At 43.7% G+C, this 20201-nt stretch carries 18 protein-coding genes, 1 pseudogene and 1 CRISPR repeat array; of the genes and pseudogenes, 16 read left to right on the top strand and 3 right to left on the bottom strand.

The window, feature by feature from the left end; translation table 11 throughout:
• Positions 1-585: pseudogene (locus ACERC7_RS08610) on the bottom strand (IS3 family transposase); the annotation flags it as partial.
• Positions 586-1347: 762 nt separating this feature from the next.
• On the opposite strand from ACERC7_RS08610, the gene rnpA reads away from it, so the two are divergent.
• The 16 genes from rnpA (at position 1348) to ACERC7_RS08690 (ending at position 18993) form a co-directional block, all read left to right on the top strand.
• Positions 1348-1692 (top strand): ribonuclease P protein component, encoded by a 345-nt coding sequence (gene rnpA / locus ACERC7_RS08615; RefSeq protein ID WP_373657928.1) that lies wholly within the window; start codon positions 1348-1350, stop codon positions 1690-1692.
• 23 nt (positions 1693-1715) lie between these two features.
• Positions 1716-2510, top strand: coding sequence for a YidC/Oxa1 family membrane protein insertase (locus ACERC7_RS08620; protein WP_373657934.1), 795 nt, complete (start codon positions 1716-1718; stop codon positions 2508-2510).
• 56 nt (positions 2511-2566) lie between these two features.
• Positions 2567-3385, top strand: a complete 819-nt coding sequence (gene jag, locus ACERC7_RS08625) for an RNA-binding cell elongation regulator Jag/EloR (protein WP_373666704.1) — start codon at positions 2567-2569, stop codon at positions 3383-3385.
• Between the two features lie 206 nt (positions 3386-3591).
• Positions 3592-4494, top strand: a complete 903-nt coding sequence (locus ACERC7_RS08630) for a hypothetical protein (RefSeq protein ID WP_373666705.1) — start codon at positions 3592-3594, stop codon at positions 4492-4494.
• Between the two features lie 138 nt (positions 4495-4632).
• Positions 4633-4971: a DUF2500 domain-containing protein gene (locus tag ACERC7_RS08635; RefSeq protein ID WP_373666706.1), complete on the top strand. Its 339-nt coding sequence runs from the start codon at positions 4633-4635 to the stop codon at positions 4969-4971.
• 101 nt (positions 4972-5072) lie between these two features.
• A complete protein-coding gene (locus ACERC7_RS08640) occupies positions 5073-5513 on the top strand; it encodes an 8-oxo-dGTP diphosphatase (RefSeq protein ID WP_373657922.1) in 441 nt (146 codons plus the stop codon).
• Between the two features lie 479 nt (positions 5514-5992).
• Positions 5993-10090: a type II CRISPR RNA-guided endonuclease Cas9 gene (gene cas9 / locus ACERC7_RS08645; RefSeq protein ID WP_373666707.1), complete on the top strand. Its 4098-nt coding sequence runs from the start codon at positions 5993-5995 to the stop codon at positions 10088-10090.
• Positions 10090-10956 carry a type II CRISPR-associated endonuclease Cas1 gene (gene cas1, locus ACERC7_RS08650; RefSeq protein ID WP_373657918.1) on the top strand — a complete coding sequence of 289 codons (867 nt, stop codon included), beginning with the start codon at positions 10090-10092 and terminating at the stop codon, positions 10954-10956. The genes cas9 and cas1 overlap by 1 nt, the downstream gene beginning before the upstream one ends.
• Complete coding sequence (gene cas2, locus ACERC7_RS08655) at positions 10953-11309, top strand: CRISPR-associated endonuclease Cas2 (protein WP_168548032.1); 357 nt, start codon at positions 10953-10955, stop codon at positions 11307-11309. The genes cas1 and cas2 overlap by 4 nt, the downstream gene beginning before the upstream one ends.
• Positions 11281-11946, top strand: a complete 666-nt coding sequence (csn2, locus tag ACERC7_RS08660) for a type II-A CRISPR-associated protein Csn2 (protein ID WP_373660629.1) — start codon at positions 11281-11283, stop codon at positions 11944-11946. Before cas2 ends, csn2 begins: the two co-directional genes overlap by 29 nt.
• An 89-nt stretch (positions 11947-12035) precedes the next feature.
• Positions 12036-13984: direct repeats of the CRISPR family, unit length 36 nt; unit sequence GTTTTAGAGCTGTGCTGTTTCGAATGGTTCCAAAAC.
• A 40-nt stretch (positions 13985-14024) separates the two neighbouring features.
• Positions 14025-14801 carry a class I SAM-dependent methyltransferase gene (locus ACERC7_RS08665; protein WP_373666708.1) on the top strand — a complete coding sequence of 259 codons (777 nt, stop codon included), beginning with the start codon at positions 14025-14027 and terminating at the stop codon, positions 14799-14801.
• A 9-nt stretch (positions 14802-14810) separates the two neighbouring features.
• Positions 14811-15635 carry a DNA-formamidopyrimidine glycosylase gene (mutM, locus tag ACERC7_RS08670; RefSeq protein ID WP_373666709.1) on the top strand — a complete coding sequence of 275 codons (825 nt, stop codon included), beginning with the start codon at positions 14811-14813 and terminating at the stop codon, positions 15633-15635.
• A 151-nt stretch (positions 15636-15786) separates the two neighbouring features.
• Positions 15787-15930: a hypothetical protein gene (locus ACERC7_RS08675; RefSeq protein WP_373657914.1), complete on the top strand. Its 144-nt coding sequence runs from the start codon at positions 15787-15789 to the stop codon at positions 15928-15930.
• Between the two features lie 89 nt (positions 15931-16019).
• Complete coding sequence (gene coaE, locus ACERC7_RS08680) at positions 16020-16616, top strand: dephospho-CoA kinase (protein ID WP_373666710.1); 597 nt, start codon at positions 16020-16022, stop codon at positions 16614-16616.
• A gap of 121 nt (positions 16617-16737) precedes the next feature.
• Complete coding sequence (locus tag ACERC7_RS08685; protein ID WP_373666711.1) at positions 16738-18243, top strand: helicase HerA-like domain-containing protein; 1506 nt, start codon at positions 16738-16740, stop codon at positions 18241-18243.
• Between the two features lie 9 nt (positions 18244-18252).
• Entirely contained in the window at positions 18253-18993 is a 741-nt protein-coding gene (locus tag ACERC7_RS08690; RefSeq protein WP_373657911.1) for a lysophospholipid acyltransferase family protein, read from the top strand.
• A 45-nt stretch (positions 18994-19038) separates the two neighbouring features.
• Here the strand turns inward: ACERC7_RS08690 and ACERC7_RS08695 are convergent, their stop codons facing one another.
• Together ACERC7_RS08695 and ACERC7_RS08700 are read right to left on the bottom strand one after the other, a co-directional pair.
• Complete coding sequence (locus ACERC7_RS08695) at positions 19039-19572, bottom strand: hypothetical protein (RefSeq protein ID WP_373666712.1); 534 nt, start codon at positions 19570-19572, stop codon at positions 19039-19041.
• Positions 19573-19630: 58 nt separating this feature from the next.
• Entirely contained in the window at positions 19631-20104 is a 474-nt protein-coding gene (locus ACERC7_RS08700; protein ID WP_373666713.1) for a hypothetical protein, read from the bottom strand.
• Positions 20105-20201 lie beyond the last annotated feature (97 nt).

The raw sequence follows: 20201 nt of genomic DNA on the forward strand, positions 1-20201 counted from the left end.
GGTTGACACAGAAGCCTCGATTGCGAAGTTCCAAGTGAATACGACGATAGCCATAGTTGCCCTTGTGTTCGTCATAAATGGCTTGGATTTCAGTCTTAAGTGCCGAATCCTTGTCTTCTTTTGCCAGTTGTTTGATGTGGTAATAATAACTTGATTGCGCTAGATCTAAAATATCAAGTAATAGCGTTAGGGCAAACTCATCTTTTAGTTCTTGGATGACTCTTGTTGCTTTTTGAGTTTTGCCTCGTCCCGTAAGCGGTAATCTCTCAACTTTTTTAGCACGGCGTTCTCCGCTCTAAGGTATTCCAGTTCTTTTTGAAGACGTTCTAGCTCCGTCATTTCTTCCCAAGTTTTCGTTTTCTTTCGTCCCATCTTTGGCGGTCTCCCTCTTGATTTCTCAAGAATAGTATACCCGTTNGTATTTTTACCCTTTCTAACAATCTCGACTCCATACCTATCCATAAGCTTTACCATATATTTGAGGTTGGAAATCTGAATATCGTAAGCTTGGCTAAGTTGGGACCACGTCACCCCTTTATTTCTTAGCTCATAGAGATTTAATTTATCTTCGTAGCTCAATTTCATAAAAAAGCACCCCATTCGGTAGATTATCTGTCTAACTTTTGGGGTGCGGTTCATTGCACTGCTGGGGCTTTTCCGTTGCTCATGGTCTAGGAAACATCATCCTTTCGCGGAATCAATATAACACATTTACGGAGCAGGTGCAAGGAAGTGCGTTTTTTGAGAAGTTCTGACTTTTAAAAATAAGTCTATTTATTTTTGTTTTTAATGACAAAGTAGACCCAAGCGAATGAACAGAGGTTAAAAAAGGCAAATGAAAAAACTGTGAGGATGATAGCTTTTGTGTCTAAATAACCCATTTCGAGACCTCTTTTTAAAAACAACAAGGTTGCAGTTTCGATGATAGTCAAAAGTAAAAAAAAAAAATTTCTGCCTTAAACATAGTGTTACCGCTTTCTTTTTATTTGGTTTTATTGTATAATAAAAATTGAAAAAAATCAAAAATATAAAGGATTTTGATGACTTCTGTCGCTACTCTATTCTTTCAGATTTTGGTCGAAGTGACCTCACTCATTTCTTGAGTAATGGTTAAGCAGACTTGTCTCTGTCTTCGTTCAGGTCTTGATAGATGGTTTTATAATATCCCTTAAAAGGGCATCCTCCTCTCTTTCTGATACTGTTTCTGAGAGCAGATAAAGATGTCCTTTTCTTGCGTGTCATTTTACAGATGAGAGACCGATAATTTTCCTCTGTTCAATTCAATTTAGGCTGTTTATTTCTTAAAATTATGTTATAATAGCACTAAAGATTAGATTGAGGAATACTATGAAAAAATCTTATCGAGTGAAGCGTGACAGGGATTTTCAGCTTGTATTCAAAGAAGGTCAGAGCTATGCCAATCGCCAGTTTGTGGTCTACAGTTTAAATAGACAATTAGCTCACTTGAGATTAGGGTTATCCGTCAGCAAAAAGCTTGGAAATGCTGTTCGTCGCAATCGAGTGAAACGCCAACTGCGCCATCTCATCATGGAATTTGAGCCTGATTTGAAAACCTATGACATGGTGATTATCGCTCGCAAGGGTGTCGAAGACTTGACCTATGTGCAGATGAAGCAACACCTCTCTCATGTTTTAACCAAAGCAAAGCTTTATAAGGAGACGATCGCTTGAAAAAAGGGAAATTAACCATTTTAATGCTATTCAGCCTGCTGTTCTTGGTCGGCTGTCAATCAAGTAGCCAAGTCGCAGATATTACTAGTTCATCAACCTCTCTATGGGAAAAGTTTGTCTTTTTCTTTGCTCAAATGATTAAAAGTCTATCATTTGGAGGTCTGACTGGCTTAGGTATCATCCTGTTTACAATTGTTATTCGGATTGTTCTGCTACCACTTTACAATATGCAGATTAAATCGAGCCAGAAAATGCAAGCACTTCAACCTCAATTGCGTGCTTTGCAAGCCAAGTATCCTGGTAAGGATATGGACAGCAGGGTGCAGTTGTCGGAGGAAACACAAGTTCTCTATAAGGAACAAGGGATCAACCCTTGGGCAAGTTTTCTGCCACTATTTTTGCAGTTGCCTATTCTAATGGCGCTCTTCCAAGCCCTTACTCGCGTTGAGTTTTTACGAGAGGGACATTTTCTTTGGTTAGAAATTGCCAAGCCAGACCCATACTTTATTTTGCCAATTTTAGCAGCTGGGTTTACGTTCTTATCAACTTGGCTGACCAGCAAAGCGAACCCAAACAAGGATACGATGACGACGGTAATGACCTATATCGCCCCTGGATTGATTTTACTTTTCGCTGTGCAGGTTGCTAGCGGTGTGGCCCTTTACTGGACAGTCTCTAATGCCTTTCAAGTGGTCCAGCTCTTACTATTTAACAATCCCTTTAAGGTCATTGCAGAGCGTGAAGCAGCTGAACGTGCGGTTAAAGAAAAAGAAGCAAAAATCAGACGAGCTAAGAAAAAAATGGCGAAACGTCGCTAACCTTAGTCGAGTATAAAAATGAAATAGAGAAAAGCAGTTGTATCAAGGAGGAAACAATGGCAGTATTTACAGGGGCCAACGTTGAAGAAGCGGTTGAAAAAGGTCTGACCAGTTTAGGCTTAACACGTTCACAGGCGAATATTGTTATTTTGGCCAAGGAATCAAAAGGATTTTTAGGATTATTTGGTAAGAAACCAGCTCAAGTCGAGATTTCTCCACTGGTTGAAAACCGTGAGCAAGAAGAATTGGCTTCAGAGCCTGTCCGAGTTGAGGAACCAACTAGTCAAGTTGTTGCAGACGAGCAAGTGTCCTTATCAGAGCAGACAGAGAAAACTGCACCAAAGCAGGAAGATAAGGACTTTGAGGCTTTTATTGCTCAGGAATTTGATGGGATTGAAGAGGCTGTCGAAAGCCCCAAAATGATTGAACAGGCTCAAGAAGATGTTTTGTCTTATGTTCAACAGATTATTTATGATATGGATTTAGAAGCTGATATTAGCATTAAAAGAAGTCGGCGCCAGCTCATTTTGCAGATTGATACTCCTGAGCCAGGTCGTATTATCGGCTATCATGGCAAGGTTTTGAAATCTTTACAGCTTTTAGCTCAGAACTACTTGCATGATCGCTATTCTCGCCATTTCAATGTGATGCTTAATGTTCACGATTATCTAGAACATCGTACAGAAACTCTGGTCGATATGGCTCATCGCTCTGCGCGCCGAGTGCTAGATAATGGACGTCCGCATCGTTTGGAACCGATGAGCAACAACGAGCGTAAAATTATCCATAAAACGATTTCTCAAATTTCTGGTGTTGAGAGTTATTCAGAAGGTGAAGATCCAGAACGTTATGTTGTCATCCTATCTAGAGATTAGTCATGCTTACGCACTTGTACTCGCGAGTACAGGTGCGTTATTTTTTATCATGTCGGGATGCGTGAGCAACTTCATTTTTTAGAAGTCAATATGATTTGACACTCAGCAAGTCTTTTTGCATGTCACTCTCCTGTCTTTTACTGCAAATATCTATACAAAACTAATCGAATATGATATAATGAAAGCGATTAACAAGGAGGGAAAAGATGATTTTTTTGACCAACGACCGCTTGCGGGTAGAGATTTCAGAACCTGGGGAGCGACCAAACGATACCCATCGTTTTGATCGTGCAGGCTATATTTCAAATGTTGTTTTGGATGGAGATACTCATTTTGGGGCTAATGAGCCCATGAACCTCAGGCATCCATCGTCAGGTGGACGAGGACTATGTTGTGAGTTTAGTGCTGATTTTAGTCAGGGCACTGAGATTGGTGAGTATTTCCCCAAATTGGGTGTTGGCTTGATTAAACAAGATTCTAATCAGGGCTACCGTTTTGACTACACTTATCCTGAGGTGACGCCTTATCCTGTTAGCTTTACTCATACAGCTACCTCTGCGGAGTTTGTCACAGAAGCTCTGCCATGCCGCGACATCGCCGCGACAATCCGTAAAACCATCACGATTGAGGACAACAGGCTGATTTTGGAGGGGGAAATCACAAATGTTGGCGAGCGTGTGATGGAGACCGAGGAGTACTGCCATAATTTTCTCAGCATTGATGGTATGGCGATTTCACCTGACTACCGTCTGGAATTGCCTGACATGCCAGATCTTGGGACGGAGCGCCTAGAGGGCTGGGGTGGTTATGATCACAATAATTTTATCGCGGATGGTCGTGCTATTCGCTTTGACAAGTGCGAGACTGATGTGTCGCTTAGTGTCTTGTCAACTGAAGGAATCGCTGAGCAGGACACTTTTACGTGGAAGTTGCTGCATCAGGGAGCTAAGGCGAGTGTGACAGGGATTGACAGTGTCAAACCGACCAGTCTTCTGATCTGGGCGACCGACCACATCGTCAGTCCAGAAATCATTCAGACGATTCGCATTGCTCCAGGTGAAAGTCACCAGTGGAAACGTTGTTGGATTTTTGAAGCCCAAGAGCGCTAATAACTTCAATCGCGCGAGACAATATCATGCTGGATAGCGGTAGAATAGGTTTAGCACCGCTTGTCTTCGATTTTTCGAGATTGACTGAAGATGATCATGGAGGAGGCGCCTTGTAAAGTTGCTTTTTAGGAGGTTGTGATGACAGACTTTATCTTTTACTACTTTCATCTCGTTCCCTTTGCTATATTTGCTATCATACTAGCTATTTTTGGTTTTCAGCTGATTCGCTTTTTGTTCCAATGGCAAAGCGATAACCAAGCAGAGCGCTTGACGAGAGGAGCTCGCCTAGTGACCAAGCATCAGCAGGTTAGGGGGACCAACAATGCTTACACCTACTACTATGTCACCTTTGAATTTGCTGATAAGACCCGTCAGGAATTTCGGGTCAAAAGCACCGATTACGGTCAGCTCGCAGAAGGTGATGAGGGGGAGTTAACCTATCAAGGCACACGGTTTGTAGCGTTCAAGAGAATATAATGGTACTGCTGACCAGAGTAATCTGGTCAGTTTTATGGTATCATAAGTATGGGATAAAAGGATAAAGGAAACGATTATGCCAAGAAGTCATTTTAACTAATATGTGTTTGATAGAGGATGCTGCAGGGCGCTTTGTTATGCAATTTCGCTCACCAGAACGCTATGCTTGGTCTGGCGCCGCCCTACCTGGTGGCCACATTGAGGAAAAGGAGAGTCTTCATGCCTCGGTTGTCCGAGAAATCAAAGAAGAAACAGGGTTAACCATAGTTAATCCTAAATTGGTGGGGGTCAAGCATTTTCATACCCGAGATGACGGTACCCGTTATTTAGTCTTTCTTTACCGAACGACAGAGTTTACGGGAGAGATTCAATCTTCTGAAGAAGGGGAAGTGGTCTGGGTGAGTCATGACGACATTGCCTCAGGTAGGGTAGAATTGGCGGACTCTATGGATGATTTGTTGACCTTTTATTTCAATGATGCCCACTCAGAACTCTACTATGAACGAGATGCAGACGGGATCTTGCAGCGGATTTTCTTTTAACTAACAAAAAATTGGTAAGCCTTATTGCTAAATAGCAGAAGGCTTACCAATTTTTTTGATGCTTTGGTTATTGTTGGATGCTTATTGTTGTTTCCCTTGAAAATATTAGTCGTATTTGGCATCTATTTTTAGTGATCAAGGCTGGCGGTGTCCTGTTATGGGACACGAGTGCTGTCTAGTTTTTATGGGACTAGTTGGTTTTGTCATCGCACAAAAAAACACCGAATCGGTGCGCAAAATGTATACGGACAAAGCCTTATTTTAACGTGCTGTGCTGTTTCGAATAGCTCCACGGGTTCAGTATAACATGAGTTATAAAACTTGTCAAGTAATTTTTTAGAAAACCTACAGCTGTAAAACTAAGTAAAATCTTGTTCTTATTCTATCAAAAAATAGGCCAATCGGGTAGCTAAATGCTTGCTTATTTTTAAAATAAGAGTACAATATAGTTATAAATATTTTACTTAAGGGGTTATTTTATGAAGAAACCATATTCTATCGGACTTGACATCGGTACCAATAGCGTCGGATGGAGCTTAATCACGGATGATTATAAGGTACCTGCTAAGCGGCTGCCGGTTATGGGTAACACTGGTAAGACTCATATTAAGAAGAATCTGATGGGTGTCTTGTTATTTGATGAGGGGCAGGTTGCGGCAGATCGCCGTATGAAGCGGGTGTTTCGTCGTCGGCTAACCCGTCGTCGCAATCGTCTGCGTTACTTGCAGGAAATCTTTGCTGAGCCCATGCAGCAGGTGGATGAGACGTTCTTTCATCGGTTAGACGATGCTTTTCTGCGTGTTGAGGACAAGCAGTGGCATAAGCACCCCATTTTTGGAACTCTAAGAGAGGAGTTAGCTTACCATGAGACTTTTCCAACGATTTACCATTTGCGTAAACACTTGGCGGATAGTCCTGAAAAAGCAGATCTGCGGTTGGTTTATTTGGCGTTGGCACATATCATCAAATACCGCGGGCATTTTTTGCATGAGGGGAAATTGACCTCTGATTATACGGATGTTCAAGCCCTATTTGAGCAATTTTTGGAGGTGTTTGATGGGTTACGGGGGACAGAGCTAAGCCATCAACCTCTAATGGTCAAGGATATCTTGACTGCAAAACTCAGCAAGTCGAAAAAAGTGGAGCAGGTTCTGGCTTTGACACAAGGACTGGATAAAGAGGCGAAAGCAGCTCTCAAACAATTTCTGAACTTGACGGTCGGTTTGCAGGCTAATTTTACTTCGATTTTTAGCTTGCCTGAAGATGTGAAGCTGCAATTATCGAAGGACTCCTATGAGGATGATTTGCAAGGTTTGTTGACGCAGCTGGGAGATAGTCGCTATGAAGAGCTGTTTCAAGTGGTGAAACAACTGTCGGATGCTATCGTCTTGTCAGGGATTCTAACCACAAATGAGGCGACTCACGCCAAATTATCGGCGGTTATGGTCAAGCGTTATCAGGATCACAAGGACGATTTACAAAAGCTGAAAGACTGCTTGAAGGAAACGTCGCATGACCTTTACAGAGAAGTCTTTAGCTCCAAAAGCAAGACAGGCTATACCGCCTATATTGAACAGGGGTTATCTCAGGATGCGTTTTACAAATACCTGAAGGGTATTTTGAAAGGTGTTGGGGGGCGTGAGTACTTCCTAGAAAAAATTGAACAAGACAATTTCCTTCGCAAGCAACGAACCTTTGATAATGGCTCTATCCCACATCAGCTTCACTTGGAGGAATTGCGGGCTATTCTAAACCGTCAAGGGAAGCACTATCCGTTTCTTGAAGAAAACAAGGCAAAAATTGAGCAGATTTTGACCTTCCGGATTCCTTATTATGTGGGACCATTGGCGAATGGTCAGAGCCGGTTTGCTTGGTTATCACGGAAATCGGATGATAAGATTCGTCCTTGGAATTTTGATGAAATTGTTGATAAGGAAGCGTCAGCGACCGCCTTTATCGACAAGCTCACCAACCGAGACCCCTATTTGCCAAATGAAAAGGTTCTCCCCAAGCACAGTCTACTTTACCAGGAATTTACCGTCTACAACGAGCTGACCAAGATTCGTTACGAGGCAGAAGGTCAAAAGAAACCATGTTTCTTTGATGCCAACATGAAGCAGGAGATTGTCGACCATGTCTTCAAGGAGCACCGTAAGGTGACCCAGAAGGTCTTAATGGCCTATTTGGACAATGAATTTCCACAGTTTCGGATAACGGGGCTTATTGGCTTAGATAATGAAAAAGGCGCCTTTAATGCCTCCTTAAATACCTACCACGATTTGAAAAAGATATTGGGACGTGCCTTTTTGGATCAGCTGGATAACCAAGAGGTGTTAGAAGAGCTTGTCCATACCTTAACGGTTTTTGAAGACAAGGAGATGATTAAGCAACGGTTGTCTCAGCATTTTTCGGGGACTGTTCTGAAACAGCTGGTGCGTCGCCATTATACTGGCTGGGGACGCCTATCACGCAAACTCATTCATGGGCTGAAAGACGACCACAGTCGTAAGACTATTTTGGATTATTTGATTGATGACGGCTATAGCAATCGTAACTTTATGCAGTTAATCAATGATGATGGATTGAGTTTCAAAAAACAAATTGCGGACGCCCAAGAACAGCATGATAGCGAGGATATCAAGCAGGTCATTGCTGATTTGCCAGGTAGCCCAGCCATTAAAAAAGGGATTTGGCAGAGTATCAAGATCGTTGATGAGTTGGTGAAGGTCATGGGATATGCACCTGAACATATCATCATTGAAATGGCACGAGAAAACCAGACGACAGCCAGGGGACGAAAAAATGCTCAGGAACGGTTGAAACGTTTAGAAGAGGCTTTAGGAGGTTTGGGAAGTGCCATCCTTAAGGAAAAGAAGCCTGATTATATAGAGGGTGACGTTCAAAACCATCATTTGCAAAATGATGCCCTCTACCTTTACTATCTCCAAAATGGAAAGGATATGTATACAGGTGACGCACTAGATGTTAATAAATTACCGGATTACGATATCGACCATATTATTCCACGGAGCTTTATAAAGGACGATTCTCTGGATAATCGTGTTTTGACGACTTCTAAAGAAAACCGAAAAAAATTAGATAATGTACCGTCAATGGAAGTTGTTGCTAAGATGCGACCGTTTTGGGAGCAGCTGTACCGTTCTCGTCTTATCAGCAAGCGCAAATATGACAATTTGACAAAAGCTAGTCGTGGTGGGTTGACAGAGGAAGACAAGGCCCGTTTTATCAAGCGTCAGCTAGTGGAAACACGGCAAATCACTAAGCATGTTGCTCGCTTGCTGGATGAGCGTTTCAATCCAATAGTCCTTGATGGCAAACGTCAGCGAACCGTTCAGGTGTTGACATTAAAAGCCAGTCTTACCTCACAATTTAGAGAGCTATTTGGTCTTCACAAGGTGCGGGAGATCAACGACTATCACCATGCCCATGATGCCTATCTCAATGCAGTGATTGGTAAGGCCCTTTTGACCCGATATCCTCAACTGGCTCCAGAGTTTGTCTATGGGGAGTACCAAGTAAGAAAACGGTCAATAACTGATGCTAAAGCTACCGAAAAAACCTTTTTCTACTCCAACCTCATGAACATGTTCCAAGAAATCATTCGTTTGTCAAATGATGTTATCATCGAGCGACCGATGGTGGAAATCAATGAAGAAACTGGCGAAATTGCTTGGAATAAGAAGAAACATATGGCCACTGTTAAAAAGGTTTTATCCTATCCGCAGGTCAATATTGTTAAGAAGACAGAAATTCAGAGCGGTCGCTTCACGAAAGAAACGGTACTACCAAAAGGGGATTCAGACAAGCTGATTGCTCGAAAAACCAAGGAGGTGTACCTGGACCCTAAAAAATATGGGGGTGTGGATAGTCCAACGGTGGCCTATGCCGTTCTTGTGGTGGCTTCTGTTGAAAAAGGCAAGGCGAAAAAGCTGAAGCAGGTCAAGGACTTGGTTGGTGTGACCATCATGGAGCGCCAGCAGTTTGAAAAAGATCCGATAGCCTTTTTAGAAGCAAAAGGTTATCGCCAGATTCAAAATCATCACATGATTAAATTGCCAAAATATAGTCTGTTTGAATTTGAAAATGGTCGTCGACGCTTACTCGCTAGTTCTGGTGAATTGCAAAAAGGCAATCAGCTAGTTTTACCACATCATCTAGTAACTCTCTTGTACCATGCTCAGGGAGTAGACGGAAAAAATGCTGGCGATCATCTTACTTATTTGAAGGAGCATCGGGCTTTATTTGATGAATTGTTTGAAATGATTGTGGCGAATGCCCAACGGTTTGTGTCAAAACCAAAGGCTGTGGAGAGTTTAATAGAGCAATTTACCCAGAAAAAAGAGACGAGTGATCTCAAGGAACTGGCCAAATCGTTTGTTGATCTCTTGAAATTCACCGCGTACGGAGCACCCGCTGAGTTGAAATTTCTAGGAAAGACTATTCCTCGTCAGCGTTATCTGACCGTGACAGAGTGTCTCTCTGCTACCTTGATCCACCAATCAGTGACAGGGCTTTATGAGACACGGATTGATTTATCTAAGCTGGGAGATGACTGATGGGCTGGCGGACAGTAGTGGTCAATACCCACTCAAAATTATCGTATAAGAACAACCATCTGATCTTCAAGGATGCCACTCGGACAGAGTTGATCCATCTGTCCGAGGTGGATATCCTCTTGCTGGAAACGACGGATATTGTCTTGTCTACCATGTTGGTGAAGCGGTTGGTTGATGAGAATATCTTGCTGATTTTTTGTGATGATAAGCGCCTCCCCATTGCTCAGCTTATGCCTTTTGCGGCTCGGCATGATTCGAGTTTGCAACTGTCTCGTCAGATTGGTTGGGCGGAGGACCTCAAAGCAAGGGCATGGACAGAAATCATTGCCCAGAAAATTCTCAATCAGGCCTCTTTTCTCGGCGACTGTCAGTTTTTTGAGAAGGCGCAAGCGGTCATGGAGCTTTATCATGGTTTGGAAATGTTTGATCCTAGCAACCGCGAAGGACATGCTGCTAGAACCTACTTTAACACCCTCTTTGGGAATGATTTTTCGCGGGAGCAGGATAACCCCATCAATGCAGGTTTGGACTATGGCTATAGCTTGCTTTTGAGTATGTTTGCGAGAGAGGTTGTGGTCTGCGGTTGCATGACACAGCTGGGGCTTAAACATGCCAATCAGTTTAATCACTTTAATTTTGCCAGTGATATCATGGAGCCTTTTCGCCCGATTATTGACCGAATCGTTTATGCCAATCGGCAGAAGTCCTTTATTGGCATTAAACGCGAACTCTTCAGTATTTTCTCAGCAACCTACTCTTATAGAGGGAAAGAGATGTACTTGACCAATATTGTGAGCGACTATACGAAGAGAGTTGTTAAGGCACTTAACAGTCAAGGAAAGGAGCTTCCCGAATTTAGGATATGAGCTATCGCTATATGAGAATGTTATTGATGTTTGATATGCCTGTTGAGACGGCAGATGAGCGCAAGGCTTATCGGAAATTTCGAAAATTTTTGCTGAGTGAAGGTTTCATTATGCACCAATTTTCGGTTTACAGTAAGCTTTTGCTCAACAATACCGCTAGCAATGCCATGTTGGCACGATTAAAGGAAAATAATCCCCAAAAGGGGCATATTACTTTATTGACGGTGACGGAAAAGCAGTTTGCGCGAATGGTCTATCTGCATGGAGAAAGGGATCAGTCGGTTGCCAATTCTGATGCCCGAGTTGTCTTTTTAGGAGAAGGATTTGATGAAGCTGAATCTACCTATTTTTGATGAGCCGATAGCCTTATCTGGCTTAACTGTTTTGACCGTTGAGTCGACGGCTGTCTTTGCCCGTCTTGCCCAGCTGTTTTATCAATACAACGAGACCTCAGAGCTTCGACTGTTTGATCAAAAAAGTAGGTCATTGAAGGAAGCAGAGGTGATGTTGGTGACAGATATTTTAGGATTTGATGTTAATGCCCCTAGTGTTTTAAAGCTTATTCATGCAGACCTTGAACAACAGCTTAACGATAAGCCAGAGGTCAAGTCAATGATTGATAAGCTATCATCTACCATCACTGAACTGATTGCTTATGAATGTCTCGAAAACGAACTGGACCTCGAGTATGATGAGATAACGCTATTGGAACTCATCAAAGCATTAGGAGTTCGGGTTGAAACATCGAGCGATACCATTTTCGAAAAATGCTTTGAAATTTTTCAAATTGTCAAGTATTTAGCTAAAAAGAGATTGCTGGTCTTGGTCAATAGTGGTGCCTACTTCAATCGTGAGGAATTGGTTCGACTGAAAGAATACATTGATCTAAATCAGATGACGGTGCTTTTTTTAGAGCCAAGGCGATTATATGATCTGCCTCAGTATGTCCTAGATGATGATTACTTCCTAATCACAGAAAATATGGTATAATAGTGTTTATAAAGGAGCCAGACGAAACTGAAGTCTAGCTGAGACGAGCAGTGCGATGACGAAATCTTAAAGGTAAAAAAGCCTACGAGGTTTTAGAGCTGTGCTGTTTCGAATGGTTCCAAAACGATAAGCTAATGACTTGTGAATCCTATGTAGTTTTAGAGCTGTGCTGTTTCGAATGGTTCCAAAACCTGCTCATTGATGAGGGGCTTCATGATGATGTTTTAGAGCTGTGCTGTTTCGAATGGTTCCAAAACGTCTCTATCCTCTAGGCGCTCATACATATAGTTTTAGAGCTGTGCTGTTTCGAATGGTTCCAAAACACTACTTGGCATTATACTGACGGATCCTCAGTTTTAGAGCTGTGCTGTTTCGAATGGTTCCAAAACAAAAGAGTGTGGCAAGACGAGCGATTTGATGTTTTAGAGCTGTGCTGTTTCGAATGGTTCCAAAACATGTCTAGTAATTTCTATAGACAAAAGAAGGTTTTAGAGCTGTGCTGTTTCGAATGGTTCCAAAACGTCATCAACAAAGGCCACCTCTAGGTATTGTTTTAGAGCTGTGCTGTTTCGAATGGTTCCAAAACTTTCATCAGTAAGTTTCCGCTGATACATATGTTTTAGAGCTGTGCTGTTTCGAATGGTTCCAAAACATTTTTCTGGATAATAAGGTAGACAGTATTGTTTTAGAGCTGTGCTGTTTCGAATGGTTCCAAAACTTTCATCAGTAAGTTTCCGCTGATACATATGTTTTAGAGCTGTGCTGTTTCGAATGGTTCCAAAACACCATGAGGTGTAATGCTTTTGTTCTGGATGTTTTAGAGCTGTGCTGTTTCGAATGGTTCCAAAACTTATCTATCTCAGGTAAAATAGGGCTAACAGTTTTAGAGCTGTGCTGTTTCGAATGGTTCCAAAACTCCGACCTACAGGCAGTACTGTCTGGATTCGTTTTAGAGCTGTGCTGTTTCGAATGGTTCCAAAACTGAATTGAAGCGCGTAGACAGACGTGAACAGTTTTAGAGCTGTGCTGTTTCGAATGGTTCCAAAACCTCTCAATATGACTAAGGACATAGTCGCCAGTTTTAGAGCTGTGCTGTTTCGAATGGTTCCAAAACGCGCTAGAGCGTGACCATTTTCAATGTGTTGTTTTAGAGCTGTGCTGTTTCGAATGGTTCCAAAACCAACGAAACGACTTGAAGTAGATCATGTAGGTTTTAGAGCTGTGCTGTTTCGAATGGTTCCAAAACGACACGACTAACCAACTTCCCCCATGTATGGTTTTAGAGCTGTGCTGTTTCGAATGGTTCCAAAACCGGAGCTGGTGTATCTAGTACAACTAACTAGTTTTAGAGCTGTGCTGTTTCGAATGGTTCCAAAACTCATATCGTTCTCCTTATAAATCTTTCATGGTTTTAGAGCTGTGCTGTTTCGAATGGTTCCAAAACAACAGATAAAGAACTTGACTGAAGATGTTAGTTTTAGAGCTGTGCTGTTTCGAATGGTTCCAAAACCATAAATTTAACAGAGAAAGGAGATAACTAGTTTTAGAGCTGTGCTGTTTCGAATGGTTCCAAAACAAAAATCTTAATACTAGCCTACTTTGTAATGTTTTAGAGCTGTGCTGTTTCGAATGGTTCCAAAACTTTTTACTAGAATTGCCATGGACGTTTCTAGTTTTAGAGCTGTGCTGTTTCGAATGGTTCCAAAACGGTTGGTGAGAAGCTGACATCAGTTGGCAAGTTTTAGAGCTGTGCTGTTTCGAATGGTTCCAAAACTCAGCAAGAACCTGACCGTTGATCAGTTTTGTTTTAGAGCTGTGCTGTTTCGAATGGTTCCAAAACAACAGATAAAGAACTTGACTGAAGATGTTAGTTTTAGAGCTGTGCTGTTTCGAATGGTTCCAAAACAGCGACGGATGTTGATTCTGGAGATGAACAGTTTTAGAGCTGTGCTGTTTCGAATGGTTCCAAAACGTTTGACCGTCACGGCAATTTCACATTATTGTTTTAGAGCTGTGCTGTTTCGAATGGTTCCATTAATCCCTGCTAAATTAAAATCATAAGAAAGTGAGCAGAACGCATGACAGATGTTGTTGCTTATAATAAGGACCGCTGGGATCGGGTGGCAAAAAAGCGTGGCAATGCCTACACTCAACCAATCAGTCACGAAGAATTGATGGTTGCTAAAATTCAGCCACTCGAGGTATCCTTGACTGTTGGTAAAACGGTACCGCAGGCGTGGTTTGAGCGGCTGAAAGGTAAAAAAGTGCTGGGTTTGGCTTCTGGTGGCGGCCAGCAAGGTCCCCTTTTTGCCCTTCATGACTATGATGTAACCATCATGGATTATTCCAAGGAGCAGTTAGCCTCTGACCGTTTGGTGGCAGAGCGTGAGGGGTTGACCATCGAGACTGTTCAGGCGGACATGACCCAATCCTTTCTCTTTGAGAATGAGGCCTTTGATTTGGTCTTTTGCCCAGTATCCAATGTTTACATTGAGGACTTGACCAACTTGTGGCAGGAATGTTACCGTGTCCTCAAACCAGGCGGTCTCCTCATGGTGGGCTATATGAACCCTTGGGTTTACATGTATGATGGTGATGTGGTTTGGGATAAACCAGAGGAGGAGCCGCTGTTGATCTATCCACTACCTTTTAACGCCAGAGAGTTGGAACAGGCTGGGCGGTTAGCTATCAATCCAGACTACGGCTACGAATTTAGCTATACCCTTGACGAGCAGATTGGTGGTCAGTTGCGTGCTGGTTTTGCCATGATTGATTTCTATGAGTCCAAAAATAGCCAGCATCGTCTGTCAGTCTATGGCAGTGATTATTTGGCCAATTTAAGCATCAAGTTGTAAAGGAGCATTATGCCAGAATTACCAGAGGTGGAGACGATCAGAAGAGGGTTGGCGCGCTTGGTTGTCGGTCGTCGGATTGAGCGTGTGAGGATCCGCTATCCGAGGCTGGTTGTGACAGACCGCGATGAATTTGTTGCTAGTTTGACTGAGGCGATCATTGAACAGATGGGGCGTCGGGGCAAGTACCTGCTGTTTGGTCTCGGTCAGATGACCATGGTGTCTCACTTGCGGATGGAAGGTAAATGGTTGCTCTTTCCATCTGACCAAATCCCTGATAACAAGCATTTTCATGCTTTTTTTGACTTAGATGGCAATGAGACCCTTGTCTATCAAGATATCCGTAAATTTGGCACGCTAGAGTTGGTCAAAACAGCTGATTTGCTCGGCTATTTTACCAAGAAAAAGCTAGGACCAGAGCCTGAAAAAGGCGTCTTTGCCTATGCGAGCTTTGAGCGGGCGGTAGCTGCTAGTAAAAAGCCTATCAAACCGCTCCTGTTGGACCAGTCTCTGGTGGCGGGTCTGGGCAATATCTACGTGGACGAGGTGCTTTGGGCGAGTAAGGTCCATCCTGAGCGTGTGGCTAGCAGCCTGAAAAAAGCTGAAATCAAGCGTCTACACGATGAGACCATTCGGATCTTGCAGCTGGGGATTGAAAAGGGAGGCTCGACCATTCGAACCTATCGCAATGCTTTGGGCATGGATGGGACCATGCAGGACTACTTGCAGGTCTATGGGAAGACGGGGCAGCCCTGTGCCAGATGTGGACGGGACATCGTCAAAATCAAGGTGGCAGGTCGGGGCAGTCATTTTTGTCCTAAATGTCAAAGGCGATAGACTTATTTCAGTAGTTGCTGTAAAGTGTCAGAAACTAGCTGAGGATAGCGTGCCAGGGGCAGTTTTGTCAGTGTGTCCTTGCCTTGTCAGTTGAAAAATGTCCGAAATTATGATATAATAATCTTGTAAAATTTATCAGGAGGTCTTGATTATGGTAGATGTTTTCAATTTTGGTGCTTTTAGTATTCTTGCGATTATTATGGGAATTTTATCCTCAGCGCTGTCTGTTTTTATAGCGGCTCACATTGTCCGCTATGTTTTCCGCGATGTGATTAAGAAATTTTTGGAGAACTAAACGAGAAAAGTGTAAGTTATGATGGCAGGGGTTAGGGAGTTTATTTCCCTAGCCTTTTATGGTACAATGAAAGAAAACAAGGAGCGATTATGGCAAGGATTATTGGACTAACAGGCGGGATTGCCTCTGGGAAATCGACGGTGAGTGCTTACTTGAGACGCCAAGGTGTAGCAGTGGTTGATGCCGATCAATTGGTGCATAACTTGCAGGCCAAGGGAGGCAAGCTCTATCAGGCGCTGGTTGACCATTTTGGGTCAGGGATTTTGCGTCCAGATGGGGAGCTTGACCGTCCGAAGTTGGCAGAACTGATTTTTTCCAGTCCAGAACAGTTGGCGACGTCCTCTGCGTTGCAGGACGAGATTATCCGTCAGGCCTTGGCAGAAGAGAAAGCCTGCTTGGCTGCGCTACATGATGTGGTGGTGCTGGATATTCCGTTGCTTTTTGAAAAGGGATACGATAGCTGGTGCGATGAGGTCTGGCTGGTGGTGGTTGATGAAGATACACAACTGCAACGTCTCATGGGCCGCAATGGTTATATGCTAGCCCAAGCTCAAACACGTCTACAGAGCCAGATGTCGCTGGCTGAGAAGCAAACGCGCGCTGACCGAGTGATTGACAATACTGGTGATTTACAAACCACCTACGCTCAGGTCGATCAGCTCTTGCAAGAACTGACTAAGGAGTAGGTGCTCAATCCGTCTAAACATCAAGCTTTTGATGTTTAACAGACTGTAGGCGTGAATGTCTGACACATGATAGGTGACAAGAGCCTATCTGCTCTGCAATTGTCCAAAAAAGGAGACCAAAATGACACAACTAACCATCGCTAAGGGAACTAATCCCGTTGCCCTCCAGCTCAATATGCTCAATCGTCACGGTTTAATCGCTGGTGCGACTGGAACGGGGAAAACGGTGACCCTCAAGGTTCTTGCTGAACAGCTGAGTCAGGCTGGCGTGCCTGTTTTTCTGGCAGACATCAAGGGTGATTTAGCCAATCTGGCGCGTGAGGGTGAGGTAACGGAGAAGCTAGCTGAACGCTTGAACAAGCTAGGCTTGACTGACACTTATGAGCCAAAGGCCTTTCCAGTTCGCCTCTGGGACGTCTTTGGCGAAGCTGGTGTGCCTGTTCGGACGACCATCTCGGAGATGGGACCGACCTTGCTGGGGCGTCTTCTCAACCTCAACGAGACCCAAACGGGCATCCTCAACATCGCTTTCAAGGTGGCTGATGACCGTGGTTGGCTCTTGATTGACCTCAAAGACTTACAGGCTTTGTTACGGGAAATAGCAGAGCAGGCTAGCCAGTATTCCCAGGACTATGGGCATATTGCCAAGGCCTCTGTTGCTGCTATTCAGCGCAGTCTTTTGGTCTTGGAAGAAGAAGGTGGTGATATCTTCTTTGGTGAGCCTGCCTTGGATTTGCTTGATTTTATGCAACGTGACCGTGATGGTCATGGGGCTATCAACATCCTCAATGCAACTAAGTTGTTTCACTCCCCTAGTCTGTATGCGACTTTTCTCCTTTGGTTATTGGCTGAGCTGTTTGAAAACCTGCCTGAGGTGGGAGATTTGGATAAGCCTAAGCCTAAGCTGGTTTTCTTCTTTGATGAAGCTCACCTGCTTTTCAAAGATGCCCCAAAAGTCTTTGTTGATAAGGTGGAACAGATTGTCCGTTTGATTCGTTCCAAGGGTGTCGGAATTTTCTTTATCACACAAAATCCGCTAGATTTGCCTGAGATGATTCTGGCGCAACTGGGGAACCGCATCCAACACGCTCTGCGTGCCCACACGCCTAAAGAACTCAAAGCAGTCAAGACGGCAGCTGAGACCTTCCGTCAGAATCCAGACCTTGATGTGGCGACGGCTATTACAGAGTTGGTAGTCGGGGAAGCCCTGGTATCTTTCCTCAATGAGCAAGCTCAGCCGAGCATCGTTGAGCGAGCTTATATCTATCCGCCTCAGTCAAGCTTTACCCCATTGACTGCTCTGGATATTCAAGGCTTAGTCAATGCTTCGCCATTTACCGACAAATACGCCGAGAGCCTTGACAGGGAGTCGGCTTATGAGCTTCTAGAGCAAAAAGTTGCCCAAGCCAGTGCCGAAAAAGCGGAGCAAGAAGAGGCTAAAGCAGCTGAGAAGGCCGCTAAAGCTCTTGAAAAAGAGCAAGAACGCGCACGCAAAGAAGCAGATAAAGCTGCTCGTCGCCCAAAATCAGCTGTTGAAAAAGCTGCCGATAGCTTTATCAATTCTGCAGTCCGAGCGGTTGGACGTGAGTTGGTCAGAGGTATTTTTGGTAGCCTTAGAAAACGATAAGGAGATCTGATGTTTTACACTTATTTACGCACCCTCGTGGTTTTTCTGCTTTGGGTGCTCAACGGCAATGCCCACTACCACAATGAAGACAAAATTTTAGATAAAGACGAGAACTATATCCTGGTTGCTCCGCATCGCACTTGGTGGGATCCGGTTTATATGGCTTACGCTGCCCGTCCTAAACAGTTTATTTTTATGGCAAAAAAAGAGCTGTTTAAGAATCGCATGTTCAACTGGTGGATTCGCATGTGTGGCGCCTTTCCCATAGACCGCGAAAATCCTAGTCAGGATGCTATCCGCTACCCTGTTAACATGCTCAAAAAAAGCAACCGGTCCTTGCTCATGTTTCCATCAGGAAGCCGTCATTCAAAAGACGTCAAAGGAGGAGTTGCTGTCATCGCCAAGATGGCAAAGGTTCGCATCATGCCTGCCAGTTACCGTGGTCCCATGACCATAAAAGGGCTCTTGGCTGGTGAGCGTGTCGATATGAATTTTGGTGACCCTATTGATATTTCTGACATCAAACGGATGAATGATGACGGTATCGCTGAAGTGACAGCACGTGTGCAGGCTGCCTTTGATCAATTGGATGCCGAAAATGCAACTTACGATGACGGTAAGAAAGCTTCGGTGTTGACCTACTTGATTCGTATCCCAGCTTTGTTGATTGGTTTGATTCTTATTTTACTAACCTTGATTTTTAGCGATATTGCTAGCTTTGTCTGGGATCCTGATAAGAAATTTAAATAGAACATCACTCATCCCCGCTAGATTCTAGCGGGGATGATATCGTTATTAGACTTGTTGACCTAAAATCATTTGGCTAACCATACGACTGTTTGGGTTTTGGTACTCTCGCTCAAGGTAGGCTTGATAGGCATCTGGTGTCAAAATCCCATGGCTATCTAAAATATCTAGACCTGTGCTACCAACGATGTCATCAATCAACTGCACGCAGTTAGTTGTCATCACAAAGTAAGTTTTATATTTGCCAGACGTGAACTTATAGGCCTTGGCGCCGTAGGTGCTCACCATTTGCCCTAGATAGCTGGTCTTTTGGTTAGCTGTTTTTTGGGAAAATGGCGGAGCTCTTTCTAAAAGTTTGTCCAGATTAGCTTGTATAGCTCTTTTTTCATCGGCTGTTAAAACCAAGCCGTAGCCAAAGACGGCACGCCAGCCATCAGCCTTGAGGCTGGATTTGTATTGCCCAACAGGTAGAGTCATCAAGACGCCATCACCGATAGCTTCAAAGAAGCGGTGGCTATTGACGTCGTGGTTACCGTAACTATAGATTTGCCCGTTAAAAGCAATGTCGACATGCCCCATCATCTCAAACCCTCGTCTGGCGGTATGAATCCAGATTTCTAAGTCAACAGGTTGACTGAGGTCACCGAATATAGTAGGGCTGGCTTCTCTCTTTTGCTAAGTAGCTGTTAACCTTGTTGAGTGCCGTGACAGGAATAAGGGCGGTTAGAAAAATAGGTAGCCCCAACCGTTGACGTCTAGCTGTTGGCATCGCCTTTCCAAAATCAAATTCCAAGCCGTCGCGCCAGCTATTGCCCCCTAAGAACATAAGATAGCAACCGATGATGGTGTAAAGGCTGGATAAGAAGAAGCGACGATAGCTTAAAATGAGCCCTGCCACCAGTAGGTGCACTAAGGCGCTAAGCAGGTAGGAGTAGCGACCGCTGAGTTGTTCATGAAAAAGTAAGCGAGCATGAATCAAGAGAACTAAGCCGAGAAGAAGTTGGTAAAAAGCGATAATAATCGCAAGAAATCGTGTCGGAAGAATCGGTGCGGTTAAAAAGAGTGCCCCTATCAAGAGGTTTAAAATGTGAAAAGGCACCCCTTTTCTGTACAATTTTTATAAAGTGTTTTTGTTAAGCGATAACTCGCTTAACCATAGGTGTTTGGTAATCGAGACTACCGTGAATGCGATGATGGTTCCACCAGTGGAC

Origin of the sequence: Streptococcus sp. E17BB, assembly GCF_041807725.1 — a bacterium.
GTDB lineage: Bacteria > Bacillota > Bacilli > Lactobacillales > Streptococcaceae > Streptococcus > Streptococcus entericus.

What these genes read in the sequence shown, in the direction of transcription:
- ACERC7_RS08695 (WP_373666712.1), bottom strand. Translation starts at nt 19,572, where the DNA reads ATGATGGGGCATGTCGACATTGCTTTTAACGGGCAAATCTATAGTTAC.
- ACERC7_RS08675 (WP_373657914.1), top strand. Translation starts at nt 15,787, where the DNA reads ATGGTAGATGTTTTCAATTTTGGTGCTTTTAGTATTCTTGCGATTATT.
- ACERC7_RS08630 (WP_373666705.1), top strand. Translation starts at nt 3,592, where the DNA reads ATGATTTTTTTGACCAACGACCGCTTGCGGGTAGAGATTTCAGAACCT.
- cas2 (WP_168548032.1), top strand. Translation starts at nt 10,953, where the DNA reads ATGAGCTATCGCTATATGAGAATGTTATTGATGTTTGATATGCCTGTT.
- rnpA (WP_373657928.1), top strand. Translation starts at nt 1,348, where the DNA reads ATGAAAAAATCTTATCGAGTGAAGCGTGACAGGGATTTTCAGCTTGTA.
- ACERC7_RS08635 (WP_373666706.1), top strand. Translation starts at nt 4,633, where the DNA reads ATGACAGACTTTATCTTTTACTACTTTCATCTCGTTCCCTTTGCTATA.
- ACERC7_RS08640 (WP_373657922.1), top strand. Translation starts at nt 5,073, where the DNA reads ATGTGTTTGATAGAGGATGCTGCAGGGCGCTTTGTTATGCAATTTCGC.
- coaE (WP_373666710.1), top strand. Translation starts at nt 16,020, where the DNA reads ATGGCAAGGATTATTGGACTAACAGGCGGGATTGCCTCTGGGAAATCG.
- ACERC7_RS08690 (WP_373657911.1), top strand. Translation starts at nt 18,253, where the DNA reads ATGTTTTACACTTATTTACGCACCCTCGTGGTTTTTCTGCTTTGGGTG.
- ACERC7_RS08620 (WP_373657934.1), top strand. Translation starts at nt 1,716, where the DNA reads ATGCTATTCAGCCTGCTGTTCTTGGTCGGCTGTCAATCAAGTAGCCAA.
- cas1 (WP_373657918.1), top strand. Translation starts at nt 10,090, where the DNA reads ATGGGCTGGCGGACAGTAGTGGTCAATACCCACTCAAAATTATCGTAT.
- ACERC7_RS08685 (WP_373666711.1), top strand. Translation starts at nt 16,738, where the DNA reads ATGACACAACTAACCATCGCTAAGGGAACTAATCCCGTTGCCCTCCAG.
- mutM (WP_373666709.1), top strand. Translation starts at nt 14,811, where the DNA reads ATGCCAGAATTACCAGAGGTGGAGACGATCAGAAGAGGGTTGGCGCGC.
- cas9 (WP_373666707.1), top strand. Translation starts at nt 5,993, where the DNA reads ATGAAGAAACCATATTCTATCGGACTTGACATCGGTACCAATAGCGTC.
- jag (WP_373666704.1), top strand. Translation starts at nt 2,567, where the DNA reads ATGGCAGTATTTACAGGGGCCAACGTTGAAGAAGCGGTTGAAAAAGGT.
- ACERC7_RS08665 (WP_373666708.1), top strand. Translation starts at nt 14,025, where the DNA reads ATGACAGATGTTGTTGCTTATAATAAGGACCGCTGGGATCGGGTGGCA.